This window comes from Leucobacter viscericola (assembly GCF_011299575.1).
Taxonomy (GTDB): Bacteria; Actinomycetota; Actinomycetes; order Actinomycetales; family Microbacteriaceae; genus Leucobacter; species Leucobacter viscericola.
The window spans coordinates 887,781-900,852 of the sequence record NZ_CP049863.1 but is presented as its reverse complement, the minus strand read 5'-3'; the positions used below and the strand labels follow the sequence as shown (position 1 = coordinate 900,852).

Sequence of the window (13,072 nt, the reverse complement as noted above, 5' to 3'; positions counted from 1 at the left end):
TCTAGACTTGCCGCATGGAAGCTATGCGGGATGAAGGCCCGGAACTGACTGCGGAGCAGCGCTCGCGCGCACAGCGCCAGATGCTGTTGCCAGGATTCGGGGAACAGGCTCAGCGCAGGATCGCAGCAGCGCGGGTGCTCGTTGTCGGGGCAGGCGGGCTGGGCAGCGCGAGTGTGCCCTATCTCGCGGGGGCGGGAGTCGGCACGATCGGGATCGTCGATGATGACCGTGTTGAGCTCTCCAACCTGCACCGGCAGGTATCGCACGGCACCGCAGATATTGGTAGGGCCAAGGTGGACTCGCTCGCCGACTCCGTCCGTGCCATCGATCCCTCGATTCACGTTGTGACGCACAACACGAGACTCACCATTGAAAACGCTCTCGACATCTTTCGTGATTACGACCTGATCGTCGACGGCAGCGATAACTTTCCGACCCGCTACCTCGTCGCCGATGCCGCCGAGCTGCTCGGTTTGCCGCTCGTGTGGGGATCGATCCTGCAGTTTCACGGCCAGGTGGGGGTTTCGTGGCGCCCCCGGTACCCCGGGTATCGCGACCTGTTTCCGAGCCCGCCAGCCCCCGAAGACGTTGTTGACTGCGGCACGGGCGGGGTGCTGCCCGGACTGTGCGGCACGATCGGTTCGTTGCTCGCGACGGAGACCCTCAAACTCCTCACCGGAATCGGTGATCCGCTGCTCGGCAGAGTGCTGATCTATGACTCGCTGCGGGCAGCGACCCGAGAGCTGGCCTTCAGGCAGGATCCCGCGGCGAAGCCGGTCACCGAGCTGATCGACTACGAGCTCTTCTGTGCCGGGCCCGATCCCGAACCACCCTCCGTAACGGCTGCCGAGCTTCTCGCGTTGCTGGGTGCTGGCGGGGTGCCAACGCTCCTCGACGTTCGCACGGTTGAGGAACGAGAGCGGCTGTGGATCACCGGCTCTGAGTCGCTTCCCCTGGACGAACTCGAGGCCGGATCCTCACCGCTCACAACCCCCGCTATTGTGTACTGCGAGCGAGACCCGCGATCGATCCGCGCTGCAAAGCTTCTCATCGCGCGCGGCGGCGGCGAGGTGCGCTTCTTGCGTGGCGGGGTACAAGAGCTCGCGCGGATCGCTCCACAGCTACTTGAAGGAAGTGCACGATGACCGAGGTCTATGCCAAGATCACCGACCAGCCAATTGACGAGGCCGCCGTGCGGGCCGCCGTTGACTCACCCGAGTGCGGGGCAACGGTGGTGTTCTATGGCGTGATTCGGAACCACGACGGGGGAGAGGGCGTGAGCGCCCTCGACTACAGCGCGCACCCCGAGGCCGAACGATTTTTGCGGGAACTTGTCGCTGCGGAGCAGGCGAGCACGGGGCTGCGGTTGGCCGCGGTGCACCGGATCGGTTCGCTCGAAATAGGCGACGCCGCCCTCGTCGCCGCGGCCTCCGCTGCGCACCGCGCTGAGGCGTTTGCGGCGATCGAACGCCTGGTCGAACGGATCAAACACGAGGTGCCCATTTGGAAACGGCAGCACTTCGCGGCCGGAACCTCGGAGTGGGTTGGGATCGATTCGTAGCCCGAGGCGTTCTCTGAATCGTCAGTTAGAATGAGCCCGGATAAGGGTGCAGGGGCCTCATCTCGCGCCTCGAACGTCAGAAATCGGGTGCGTTCACCGTTCCACGAATTGACCGAGGTTTTTTACGACCATGTCGCTTGACCATATGAGCACCTACCGCACGTTGTCTTCCCTGAGCCGAGTGCAGCTACTTTTTGTGCTGCAGAGACAGGGGGAGTGCACGGCCGATGAACTTGCTGCTGAAGTCGAACTGCACCACAACACCGTGCGCGAGCACCTGCAGCGACTCGTTGAAGACGGTTTTGTGTTAGCACGCAGTGAGGATCGCAAAACTCGGGGTCGTCCGAAGATGTTTTACTCTGCCAGAACCGGGCACGAAGACCTTGACGATATTGGTGAGCGCAAACTTGAATCAGCGCAAAGTAGAGCTGATCTTTTCAAACGGATCCTGATGGAGCAGAACATCAATGAACCGCTTGGCGAAACTGTTGACGATGAGATCACTCAGCAACTTGAAATCCTTGAAGATCACCTCGAGCAGGTGGGATTCGATCCTGAAATCGATCACACCAACCTTGAAGTAAATCTCTTCTCGTGCCCCTTCAAATCGATGGTTTCAGATCATCAAGAGATGGTGTGCGCGGTTCACCTCGGTCTGATCGACATGATGCTCGCCATTACTCAGGGACCGCTTAAGGCGGATCAGCTTCACCCGTTTGCGACCCCCGGAGTCTGCAAGCTTCACCTCAAGCAGGTTGAGCAGAAACGACAGGCCGAACAAGCCTCTGCCGCCCTTCCGTTTCCTGCTGTGCGCGCCAGCGAATAATTGCGCTGACCTCAGACAACCGGTTATTTCCGGTTTTTGAGCCAGCCATTCGTCGCCGTCAAACCATAACCTGAAGTCACCTAAAGGCGGGCGGTCCCGCCGCCCAATCTCATCGAGGTGGGCTTCATGGCACAGACGTTATCTGACACTTCTTCGACCGTAGTTCAGCGATCTCGGTCGACGCGAGATCGCAGCAAAGTGCTTTGGATCGGTACCATCGGCTTCACGCTCATGTTTGCGGTGTGGCTGCAATTTGGTGTGCTCTCCGTACCGATCGCGGAGGAATTTGGGCTCACAAACTCCCAGGTCGCCTGGCTTATTTCGGTCGCGGCGCTGAACGGGTCGCTGTGGCGGCTCATCACAGGAATCATGGCGGACCGCTGGGGCGGCCGCAGTGTGATGGCCGCACTCATGGTGGTCAGCGCGATCCCGACGTACTTCGTTATCTACGCTGACTCTTATACACAACTGCTCATCTTCGCGTTTCTCATTGGTTTGGCGGGCAACAGCTTCACCATCGGTGTCTCGTGGGTGAGCGCGTGGTACCCAAAGTCGCAGCAGGGGCTCGCGCTCGGCATCTTTGGCGCTGGCAACGTGGGCGCTTCGGTGACCAAACTGGTGGCGCCGCTGTTGCTCGCGGTATTGCCTGCAGGAGGGTTTCTTGGCGGGTTGATTCCGGGCGGCTGGCGATTTATTCCGGTCATGTATGCGTTACTGCTTCTGGTTATGGCCGCGATTACTTGGTATGGCTCCCCGCGACCCGACATCACACCCGGCGCGGGAGTGCCGCTGGCGCAACAGTTTCGGGTGCTTAAGAAGGTGCGCGTGTGGCGGTTCTCGCTTTACTACGTCGTCGTCTTTGGTGCGTACGTCGCGCTCTCAGGATGGATGCCCACTTTTTACGTCAAGAACTTCGGTCTGAACCTGGGGTTGGCTGCACTCCTCACAGCGCTATTCATCTTTCCAGCGTCACTGCTTCGCCCAGTCGGGGGCTGGCTCTCTGACAAGCACGGTGCCAGGCCAATCATGTACATCTCGCTGTGCACCATGGTGCTCGCGACTGGCGCGATGATGGTGCCGAGCAACGTGTGGGTATTCACAGTATTGCTCTTTGTAGTGGGGATCGCCATGGGGGTGGGTAAGGCAGCCGTCTTCAAGCACATCCCCGAGTACTTCCCTAAAGACGTTGGTGCGGTCGGTGGGCTTGTCGGCCTGATCGGTGGGCTCGGCGCTGTGGCGCTACCGCCATTATTCGCCTACGCGCAGGAGTGGACCGGTTTGAGCATGCAGAGCGCAACGTTCGGGGTGCTGTTTGGCATTGCGCTCATCTCTTTGGTGTGGATGCAGGTGGTTGTCTCACACGACCATCGCGACCGCGCACACCCGGCCACCGCGGACCGTGATGCCGGGTAGCCCCCGAGGGTCCAAACCTTATTTCCGGCCTTTGCTCGTTGAGTGAGCCGGGGCTCTTCGCTTGACTGAATACAGAGTTCGGGGCTTCTTAGAGGGTCGCCGAAGAATCGCACGAGGAGACAGCATGTCGACCGAAACCATGTCAACCACGCTCAAAAAGGATCTCTCGAACTGGGATCCAGAAAACGCCGCTACCTGGGACAGCAAGCTTGCCTGGCGTACCCTGTCGATCACGACGTACGCGCTCATGCTCGGCTTCTCCACCTGGTACCTGGTGAGTGCTATCGCACCGCGATTGAACGAGATCGGCTTCAACCTCACCGACGGACAGCTGTACTGGCTCGCGGCGATGCCGGGCCTGGCAGCCGGAGTGAGCCGCTTCCTTCTCCTGTTTCTGCCGCCCATCATCGGTACCCGAAACCTCGTGGTCTACAACACCCTCTTTTTGCTCATTCCGATGGGCGGCTGGGCAATGGCGGTACAGGATTCCACAACCTCGTACTCCGTTCTGATCATGTTGGCGATCGCCTCGGGCATCGCAGGTGGTAGCTTCTCAGGATTTATGGCCTCGACGAGCTACTTCTTTCCGAAGCGCCTACAGGGCACCGCTCTCGGCCTGCAGGCCGGAATCGGCAACTTCGGCATCGGGCTCGTTCAATTTCTCATCCCGTGGGTCATTGGCTTTGGGCTCCTCGGCACCTCCTACCTCGCACCGCAGCAGAAGAACGACGGTGCGCTGATCTGGCTGCACAACGCGGGTCTCGTGCTGATCCCGTGGGCTGTGCTCGCCGTAGTGCTCGCGGTTGTGTACCTGCGGCGAGTGCCGGTCAAGGCTAATTTCCGCGAGCAGTTCGACATCTTCCGGCTGAAGCACACCTGGATTATGACGGCGCTCTACATGATGTCGTTTGGCCTCTACAGTGGCCTTGCGGCGCAGATGGGGCTCATCATTCGTAGTGTCTACGGCGGCTTCGAAGACGGACCCAACCCGCTCGCCTTTGCGTTCATCGGCCCGCTGCTGGGCGCACTGGTTCGTGCGCTCTGTGGTCCTCTCTGCGACAAGTTTGGTGGCGCGGTCTTCACCTTCGTTGGTGGCATCGGTATGACCGCAGGCACCGTCGTTACAGCCTTCTTCCTCTCGCCGTCATCGGTGGACGAGTTCTGGGGCTTTTTGACTGGCATGCTCATCATTTTCTTCTTCGCGGGGTTCACGAACGCTGGCACGTTCAAACAGATGCCCATGATCTTCCCGAAACGCCAGGCAGGCGGAGCCATCGGCTGGACCGCGGCGCTCGCCGCCTTCGGGCCCTTCATTGTTGGCGTCTCGCTTTCGTTCATCGACCCGACCTCTTTCTTCATCGGTTGTGCCGTGTTCTGTGCGATCTGCACCTGGCTCGCCTGGCACTACTACACCCGCCGCAATGCTGAGATGCCGAGCTAAGGACAGGAAACGACATGTCACGCGACACCAAACCAGTACCCCCAGCAACCGACGGTCCTCTTGAGGACTCGCTCCTATCGCTTGGACGATTCCTGCACCGCGGTGAAACCTCCAAAGACCTCCGTTCCCTTTTTCTCGAGGGTGGCCGCAAGGGCGACTCCTTCTACCGTGACCGCTGGTCGCACGACAAAGTTGTGCGCTCAACCCACGGTGTGAACTGCACAGGATCCTGCTCGTGGAAGGTGTACGTCAAAGACGGCATCATCACGTGGGAGACCCAGCAGACGGATTATCCGACTGTCGGGCCGGACTCACCGGAGTACGAGCCCCGCGGCTGCCCACGTGGTGCGGCCTTCAGCTGGTACACCTACTCGCCAACCCGCGTGCGCTATCCCTACGTGCGGGGTGTGCTACTTTCCGCCTACCGCGAGGCAAAGGCGCGCCTCGGCGATCCCGTGCTTGCCTGGGCTGCGGTGACCGAAGATCCCGAGACCAGCCGCAGCTACAAGCGCGCCCGCGGCAAGGGTGGCCTTGTGCGCGCAACGTGGGACGAGGCGAACGAGATGGTCGCCGCCGCGCACGTGCACACGATCAAGAAGTACGGCCCCGACCGCGTCGCGGGTTTCTCACCGATTCCCGCGATGTCGATGGTGTCGCACGGCGCCGGTGCGCGCTTTATCAATTTGCTCGGCGGTACCATGCAGTCGTTCTACGACTGGTACGCGGACCTGCCGGTCGCAAGCCCGCAGGTGTTTGGCGACCAGACCGACGTGCCTGAGTCGGCTGACTGGTGGAACTCCTCGTACCTGATGATGTGGGGATCGAACGTTCCGGTCACCCGCACACCGGACGCTCACTTCATGACCGAGGCCCGCTACAAGGGTCAGAAAGTCATTACGGTCTCGCCCGACTACGCCGACAACACAAAATTTGCTGACGAGTGGCTCGCGCCGCACCCCGGCACGGACGGGGCGCTCGCGATGGCGATGGGCCACGTGATCCTCAAAGAATTCTTCGTGGATCGCCGCACCCCGTACTTCGAGCACTACATGAAGACCTACGCCGATGCGCCCTACCTCGTGGCGCTCGAGCGCCGCGGTGATGCGTGGGTGCCCGGCAAGTTCTTAACTGCCTCAGACCTGGCTGACACGGACGAGCACACCACGAACGACAAGTTCAAGACCGTGCTGCTCGACCAGCAGGGTCTTCCCGTTGTGCCCAACGGCTCACTCGGCCACCGATTCAGCGCTGAAGACGAGGGCAAGTGGAACCTCGATCTCGGCGATACCGATCCCCGGCTGTCCATCATGGATTCGCCGAAGTGGAGCGGCGAGGCCGCACCGCTCGACCTGCCCCGCTTCGATGTTGCTCCCGACGCGGGTAACGAGCAGGCGGGCGGTGCGGGCATCGTGCGTCGTGGCGTGCCAATTACGGTTGTTGACGGCCATACAGTCACGACCGTGTTCGACCTGATGCTCGCGCAGTACGGCATTGGCCGCGAGGGCCTGCCCGGCGTATGGGCGCAGGGCTACGACGATGCGAGCTCACCCGGAACGCCCGCCTGGCAGGAGGAGATCACCTCCGTTCCCGCCGAGAAGGCTGAGCGGATCGGCCGCGAGTTTGCGCAGAATGCCGAGCAGTCGAAGGGCCGCTCGATGATTCTGATGGGGGCAGGCACGAACCACTGGTTCCACTCCGACACCATTTACCGCACCTTCCTCGCGCTCACCACCATGACGGGTTGCCAGGGCGTGAACGGCGGTGGCTGGGCCCACTACGTCGGCCAAGAGAAGGTGCGCCCGGTCACGGGGTACACACAGTACGGCACCGCGGGGGACTGGGTGCGCCCGGGTCGCGCCATGATCGGCACCGCGTTCTGGTACATGGCTACCGACCAGTGGCGCTACGACGGCCTGCCGGCCGACCAGCTCGCCTCCCCGCTCGCCAAAGGTGACTTCGCCGACCGCACTACCGCCGACTGCCTCGTAGATTCGGCCAAGCGCGGTTGGATGCCAAGCTACCCGACATACGACCGTAACCCGCTCGACCTTGTCGACGATGCGGATGCCGCGGACATGGAGCCCGCCGACTACGTTGTGCAGAGCTTGCAAGACGGTAGCCTGAAGTACGCGTGCGAGGATCCCGATTCACCCGAGAATTTTCCGCGCGTGCTGAACGTGTGGCGCGCAAACATTCTCGGATCCTCGGGTAAGGGCAACGAGTACTTCCTGAAGCACCTGCTTGGCACCGACTCGGCGATTCGCGCGAGCGAGGCCGACGAGGCACGCAGACCGCGCTCGATCAAGTGGCATGACGAAGCCCCCGAGGGCAAACTCGACTTGCTCGTCACAACCGACTTCCGTATGACCAGCACCACGCTGTTCTCGGACATCGTGTTCCCTGCGGCCACCTGGTACGAAAAGCACGATCTGTCGTCGACGGACATGCACCCGTTCATCCATTCCTTCAACCCGGCGATCAAACCACCGTGGCAAACGAAGACCGACTTTGAGATCTTCAACAATCTCGCCGATTCGATCAGTGAGATGGCGGTCGAACACCTCGGCACACGTAAGGATCTGATTGCGGCCCCGCTGCTGCACGATACACCCGACGCGCTCGCCACCCCACACGGTACGGTGCTGCACGACCAACCACTCGTGCCCGGTGTCACCATGCCGAAGCTGATCGTGGTTGAGCGTGACTACACCGCGATCGGTGCGAAAATGAAGGCGCTCGGGCCGCTCGCGACCAAACTCGGCATGATTACCAAGGGGATCAAGTACGACCCAACCCCAGAGGTCGAGAAGCTGAAGCGCCTGAACGGCACGGCGAAGCACCCGGTAACTGAAGGGCTACCGCTGCTCGATACCGACGTGAAAGTGTGTGACACGATCCTCGCCCTCTCCGGCACTAGCAACGGTCGCCTTGCAACCGAGGGCTTCCGCGCCCTCGAGAAGCACACTGGTCAGAAGTTCACGCAGCTCTCGGAAGATCACGAGGGCAACCGGATCACATTTGCCGATGTGCAGGCGCGCCCCATGAGTGTGATCACCTCGCCCGAGTGGTCGGGATCCGAGCACGGTGGCCGCCGCTACAGTGCGTTCACCGTCAACGTCGAGCACCTGAAGCCGTGGCACACGCTGACCGGTCGCATGCATTTCTTCCTCGACCACGACTGGATGAGTGAGCTCGGTGAGGGACTGCCGATCTACCGGCCGCCGCTCGACATGCACCGGTTGTTCGGTGATTCGATTGTCGGATCGCAGGAAGCCACGGGGGCACCGGGCTCCGAGGGCCGTGCCGAGGTTGCAGTTCGATACCTCACCCCGCACTCCAAGTGGTCGATTCACTCGGAGTACCAGGACAACCTGTTTATGCTGTCGCTCTCGCGAGGCGGCCCCACGATCTGGATGAGCCCGCAGGACGCCGACAAGATCGGTGTGCGCGACAACGACTGGATTGAGTCTTACAACCGCAACGGAGTTGTGGTGGCCCGCGCGATCGTTTCGCACCGTATGCCCGAGGGCACCGTGTACATGTACCACGCGAAGGACCGCACGGTCGATGTGCCCCGCACCGAGACCAGCGGCCTGCGCGGTGGCATTCACAACTCGCTTACGCGGGTGCTTCTCAAACCCAGCCACCTGATTGGTGGATATGCCCAGCTCTCGTTCGCCTTCAACTACCTGGGGCCGACGGGAAACCAACGTGATGAGGTCACCGTGATCCGTCGCCGCAGCCAGGAGGTCGATTACTGATGAAGGTCATGGCTCAGATGTCGATGATCATGAATCTCGACAAGTGCATCGGGTGCCACACCTGCAGCGTCACCTGCAAGCAAGCTTGGACGAACCGCAGCGGCGTTGAGTACGTCTGGTTCAACAATGTTGAGACCCGCCCGGGAGTTGGTTACCCGCGCGGCTACGAAGACCAGGAGAAGTGGGGCGGCGGCTGGGTGCGCAATAAGCGCGGCCGGTTGAAACTGCGCTCGGGCGGGCGCTTGAAGAAGCTCTCAAGTATCTTCTCGAACCCGAAGCTGCCGGAGGTGCACGACTACTACGAGCCGTGGACCTACGACTACGACAACCTGCTGAACGCACCGCAGGGCGCGCACACCCCGGTGGCCCGGCCCAAGAGCCTGCTCACGGGCGAAGACATGAAGATCAAGTGGTCGGCGAACTGGGACGACAACCTCGGTGGCTCGCCCGAGACTATCGCCGATGATCCGATCCTTAAACACATGAGCGAGCACGTGGCGATGGAGTTCGAGCAGAGCTTCATGTTCTACCTGCCGCGCATCTGCGAGCACTGCCTGAACCCCTCGTGTGTCGCTTCGTGCCCCTCGGGCGCGATGTACAAACGCAGCGAAGACGGCATCGTGCTGGTGGATCAGGACGCGTGCCGCGGCTGGCGCATGTGCGTCTCGGGTTGCCCCTACAAGAAGGTCTACTTCAACCACAAGACGGGCAAGGCCGAGAAGTGCACGCTGTGCTATCCGCGGCTCGAGGTCGGCCTGCCGACCGTGTGCTCGGAGACCTGCGTTGGGCGCCTGCGGTATCTAGGCCTCGTGCTCTACGACGCAGACCGCGTTGCCGAGGCCGCCTCCGTTGAAAACGAGCAGGACCTGCTCGAGGCACAGCGCGACATTATTCTCGACCCGAACGACCCCGCGGTTGTTGAGGCGGCGCGGGCCGAGGGGATACCCGAGGACTGGATCGAGGCCGCACAGAACAGCCCGATCTGGAAGCTCATCAACGACTACCGGGTGGCTCTGCCGCTGCATCCCGAATACCGCACCATGCCGATGGTTTGGTACATCCCGCCGCTGTCACCCGTTGTTGATGTGGTCGCCAGTTCGGGTAACGACGGTGAAGACGCACGGACACTCTTCGCCGCCATTGACAAGCTGCGGATCCCGATCGAGTACCTCGCGGGACTGTTTACCGCGGGGGATATCGACCCGGTGAACGAATCGCTGAAGAAGCTCGCGGCGATGCGCTCGTATATGCGACGCATCAACCTGGAGGAGGAGCGTGACGAGCGCATCGCGTCTGCCGTTGGTATGACCGGCGAGAAGATCGAAGAGATGTACCGTTTGCTCGCGATCGCGAAATACGAGGATCGCAACGTGATCCCGGCCGCGCACGCCGAGCAAGCAAAGGATCTCGAAGAGATGGGCTGCTCGCTCGACGTGGATGGTGGCCCCGGCATGGGCGGACCCAACCCCTTCGGTGGCGGCAGCGGACCGCAGGTGTCGGCCTCGGCTGAGACCTTCCAACTCACAAAGAAGCGGCAGACAGACGCTCGGTTGCCGTCGACCCGTGGTCGCGTCAACCTGCTGAACTGGAACGGAGACGGGGACGGCACGAAGGGCATGTTCCCACCGGAGAAGACTGAGGGCGGCGAGAACAATGAGTAGCACCCGGGTCTTGGGGCCGCTGCGGCAGAAGATTGCGCCGGAGCGACTTGAAATCGTGGCAATGGATCAGGCGCAGCGATCCATCGCCCACATTGTCGCCTCGCATCTGCTCGACTATCCGAGTGCGGAGTACGAGCAGCAGCTGCCGCGACTGGAGAAGCTGGTTGCTCAGCTGCCAGAACCGGTGGCAGCTGCCTTCCAGCGTTACTTCGACGCGCAGGTGGTGAAGGATACTGTGCAGCGGCAGAAGGAGTACGTCACCACCTTCGACCTGAAGCGTAAGTGCTGCCTGTACCTAAGTTACTACGCGGCTGGCGACACTCGCCGTCGAGGCATGGCGCTCGTCACGTTTCAGGAGGCGTATCGGGCTGCAGGCTGGGAGTTCGATGCCCCTGAGCTGCCCGACTTTCTGCCGGTTGTGCTTGAGTTCTCGGCTCTGAGCGATTCTCCGATTGCGCAGGAGCTGCTTGCCGCGCACCGTGAGGGCATCGAGGTGCTGCGGGCGGGCCTGCGAGAGTACGAGAGCCCGTACGCCTTCGTAGTTGAGGCGATCTGCCTGACCCTGCCCGAGATGGACCCCGGTACGCGCGAGCGCTATCTCGACCTGATCAATGAGGGACCGCCGACCGAGACTGTTGGTGTGAGTTTTCTCGGGGCTTTGAAACCGTTTTCCCAAACCGATCCAAATCGCGAGGAGGTCCTGCGATGACTCCCGTCGGAGTGCTGCTGTGGGTTGCCGTTCCGTACGCCGCTGCCGCCGCCTTTGTCGTCGGCCACATCTGGCGGTACCGCTACGATAAGTTCGGGTGGACCACCCGGTCGAGCCAGATCTACGAGAGTAAGTTGCTGCGCTGGGGATCACCGATGTTCCATATCGGGATCTTGATGGTGATCGCCGGTCACGTGGTGGGGCTTTTGATCCCGCGCGAGTGGCTCTACGCCATCGGCATCAGCGAGCACATCTATCACCTCGGGGCCACTTGGATGGGGTCGATTGCCGCCGTTCTCACACTTGTGGGGCTTGTGATTCTGGTCTACCGCCGCCGCATGACTGGTGCCGTGTTGCTCGCAACCACCGCGATGGACAAGGTGATGTACGCCTTTCTCGGTGCGACGCTGCTGTTTGGCACGATCGCGACGTTCATGTTTCAGGTGCTTGGCCCCGGATATGAGTACCGCGGCACGATTTCGCCGTGGCTGCGCAGCCTCATCGTGTTCCAGCCGCAGCCCGAGCTGATGGAAGCGGTGCCGGTCATGTTCCAGCTGCACGTACTGTGTGCGATGGCGCTGTTTATGCTGTGGCCGTTCACCCGGCTGGTGCACGTGTTCTCTGCGCCGGTTGGTTACCTGTTCCGCCCCTACATCGTGTACCGCTCGCGCGACGAGCAGCAGGGGTCGCGGCAGAAGCGTCGCGGTTGGGAAAGTATCGAAACGCCGGACCCAGACAAGCTTCGGCGGCTGTAACTATTCGCTTGAGTTTTCTCCTGAAGGGAGAATTGTATGTCTGTGCAACCCGTTGAGATCGGTGCCAATCCCGCTGGGGCGCAGGGCGGTTGCGGATCCGGGCACGTCTGCACGTGTCAGGAGAATGACGCGGATCGAATTGTGCTTGATGCTCGGGAGATTCCGCACGCGATCCGGCACGCAACCATTCTTGGGGCACTCGGTTCTATTCGGCCCGGATTCTCGATGGATCTGATCGCGCCGCACGATCCGCTGCCCCTGCTCGCCCAGGTTGACCGCGAGTTTGATGACGGTTTCGAGCAGGCCTATGTGGAGCGTGCGCCCGAGAAATGTATTGTGCGGTTCACACGGAAGTAGTGTTTTGGTGCGTTAGTGGAGTCTTCGACCTTCGCTAACAGGCACCCCATTTTGGTGGATCTTCGGTACTTATCCACAGATTCCATTTTTGCGCCTTGATCAGCGCTTTGGCCTGGCATTCTGGTCTGAAATCAGTCAGAATGAGAGGCATGATCCCGATGAATGAACCACAAGTTTGGACCCTTATTGGGGTGTTTGCAGCGATCATGATTGGGCTGATCACGATTATCACCCAGCTATTTATGCGAACCCTGTCGTCGAAGTTTGATGGTGTGACAGTGCAGTTTTCTGCGCAGATCTCCGCGCTTACTCAGACCATGGAATCGAAGTTCGACTCGATGGACACTAAGTTCAACTCCGTAAATGAGCGAATTGATGGACTCAAAACAGAGATGGTGTTGCGCTTCAATGAAGTGGACCGGCGTTTTGAAGAGGTCGATCGGCGTTTCGAGCAGGTCGACCAACGCTTCGAACAGGTCGACCAGCGCTTCGAGCAGGTCGATAAGCGCTTTGACCGATTGCAAAAACAGGTGGACGGACTCGATGGAGATGTACAGGCAATCTCTCGTAAGGTCATGCCTGACTAGG

The 13,072-nt window shown here is 61.1% G+C and carries 11 protein-coding genes; all 11 read left to right on the top strand.

Annotated elements, in window-relative coordinates; genetic code table 11:
- The first annotated feature begins 14 nt into the window (after nucleotides 1-14).
- On the top strand, nucleotides 15-1,145 hold the full coding sequence (locus tag G7068_RS04280) for a ThiF family adenylyltransferase (protein WP_166289392.1): 1,131 nt from the start codon (nucleotides 15-17) through the stop codon (nucleotides 1,143-1,145).
- On the top strand, nucleotides 1,142-1,561 hold the full coding sequence (locus tag G7068_RS04275; RefSeq protein ID WP_166289389.1) for a molybdenum cofactor biosynthesis protein MoaE: 420 nt from the start codon (nucleotides 1,142-1,144) through the stop codon (nucleotides 1,559-1,561). The genes G7068_RS04280 and G7068_RS04275 overlap by 4 nt, the downstream gene beginning before the upstream one ends.
- Nucleotides 1,562-1,691: 130 nt before the next feature.
- The gene (locus G7068_RS04270) at nucleotides 1,692-2,387 is read left to right on the top strand and encodes a helix-turn-helix transcriptional regulator (RefSeq protein WP_166289386.1); all 696 of its coding nucleotides are present in this window, start codon (nucleotides 1,692-1,694) and stop codon (nucleotides 2,385-2,387) included.
- 126 nt (nucleotides 2,388-2,513) lie between these two features.
- The gene (locus G7068_RS04265; RefSeq protein WP_166289383.1) at nucleotides 2,514-3,800 is read left to right on the top strand and encodes an MFS transporter; all 1,287 of its coding nucleotides are present in this window, start codon (nucleotides 2,514-2,516) and stop codon (nucleotides 3,798-3,800) included.
- Between the two features lie 124 nt (nucleotides 3,801-3,924).
- On the top strand, nucleotides 3,925-5,241 hold the full coding sequence (locus G7068_RS04260) for an MFS transporter (protein WP_205881343.1): 1,317 nt from the start codon (nucleotides 3,925-3,927) through the stop codon (nucleotides 5,239-5,241).
- 14 nt (nucleotides 5,242-5,255) lie between these two features.
- The gene (locus G7068_RS04255) at nucleotides 5,256-9,002 is read left to right on the top strand and encodes a nitrate reductase subunit alpha (protein WP_166289380.1); all 3,747 of its coding nucleotides are present in this window, start codon (nucleotides 5,256-5,258) and stop codon (nucleotides 9,000-9,002) included.
- Nucleotides 9,002-10,663, top strand: coding sequence for a nitrate reductase subunit beta (gene narH / locus G7068_RS04250; protein WP_166289377.1), 1,662 nt, complete (start codon nucleotides 9,002-9,004; stop codon nucleotides 10,661-10,663). The genes G7068_RS04255 and narH overlap by 1 nt, the downstream gene beginning before the upstream one ends.
- The gene (narJ, locus tag G7068_RS04245) at nucleotides 10,656-11,372 is read left to right on the top strand and encodes a nitrate reductase molybdenum cofactor assembly chaperone (RefSeq protein ID WP_166289374.1); all 717 of its coding nucleotides are present in this window, start codon (nucleotides 10,656-10,658) and stop codon (nucleotides 11,370-11,372) included. Before narH ends, narJ begins: the two co-directional genes overlap by 8 nt.
- Nucleotides 11,369-12,127: a respiratory nitrate reductase subunit gamma gene (narI, locus tag G7068_RS04240; RefSeq protein ID WP_166289371.1), complete on the top strand. Its 759-nt coding sequence runs from the start codon at nucleotides 11,369-11,371 to the stop codon at nucleotides 12,125-12,127. The genes narJ and narI overlap by 4 nt, the downstream gene beginning before the upstream one ends.
- Before the next feature lie 36 nt (nucleotides 12,128-12,163).
- Entirely contained in the window at nucleotides 12,164-12,484 is a 321-nt protein-coding gene (locus G7068_RS04235) for a DUF2249 domain-containing protein (protein WP_166289368.1), read from the top strand.
- 158 nt (nucleotides 12,485-12,642) lie between these two features.
- Nucleotides 12,643-13,071 carry a hypothetical protein gene (locus G7068_RS04230; RefSeq protein ID WP_166289365.1) on the top strand — a complete coding sequence of 143 codons (429 nt, stop codon included), beginning with the start codon at nucleotides 12,643-12,645 and terminating at the stop codon, nucleotides 13,069-13,071.
- The last annotated feature ends 1 nt before the right edge of the window (nucleotide 13,072 follow it).

Coding starts and splice junctions, on each gene's coding strand:
- G7068_RS04280 (WP_166289392.1), top strand. CDS start 15: ATGGAAGCTATGCGGGATGAAGGCCCGGAACTGACTGCGGAGCAGCGC.
- G7068_RS04275 (WP_166289389.1), top strand. CDS start 1,142: ATGACCGAGGTCTATGCCAAGATCACCGACCAGCCAATTGACGAGGCC.
- G7068_RS04270 (WP_166289386.1), top strand. CDS start 1,692: ATGTCGCTTGACCATATGAGCACCTACCGCACGTTGTCTTCCCTGAGC.
- G7068_RS04265 (WP_166289383.1), top strand. CDS start 2,514: ATGGCACAGACGTTATCTGACACTTCTTCGACCGTAGTTCAGCGATCT.
- G7068_RS04260 (WP_205881343.1), top strand. CDS start 3,925: ATGTCGACCGAAACCATGTCAACCACGCTCAAAAAGGATCTCTCGAAC.
- G7068_RS04255 (WP_166289380.1), top strand. CDS start 5,256: ATGTCACGCGACACCAAACCAGTACCCCCAGCAACCGACGGTCCTCTT.
- narH (WP_166289377.1), top strand. CDS start 9,002: ATGAAGGTCATGGCTCAGATGTCGATGATCATGAATCTCGACAAGTGC.
- narJ (WP_166289374.1), top strand. CDS start 10,656: ATGAGTAGCACCCGGGTCTTGGGGCCGCTGCGGCAGAAGATTGCGCCG.
- narI (WP_166289371.1), top strand. CDS start 11,369: ATGACTCCCGTCGGAGTGCTGCTGTGGGTTGCCGTTCCGTACGCCGCT.
- G7068_RS04235 (WP_166289368.1), top strand. CDS start 12,164: ATGTCTGTGCAACCCGTTGAGATCGGTGCCAATCCCGCTGGGGCGCAG.
- G7068_RS04230 (WP_166289365.1), top strand. CDS start 12,643: ATGAATGAACCACAAGTTTGGACCCTTATTGGGGTGTTTGCAGCGATC.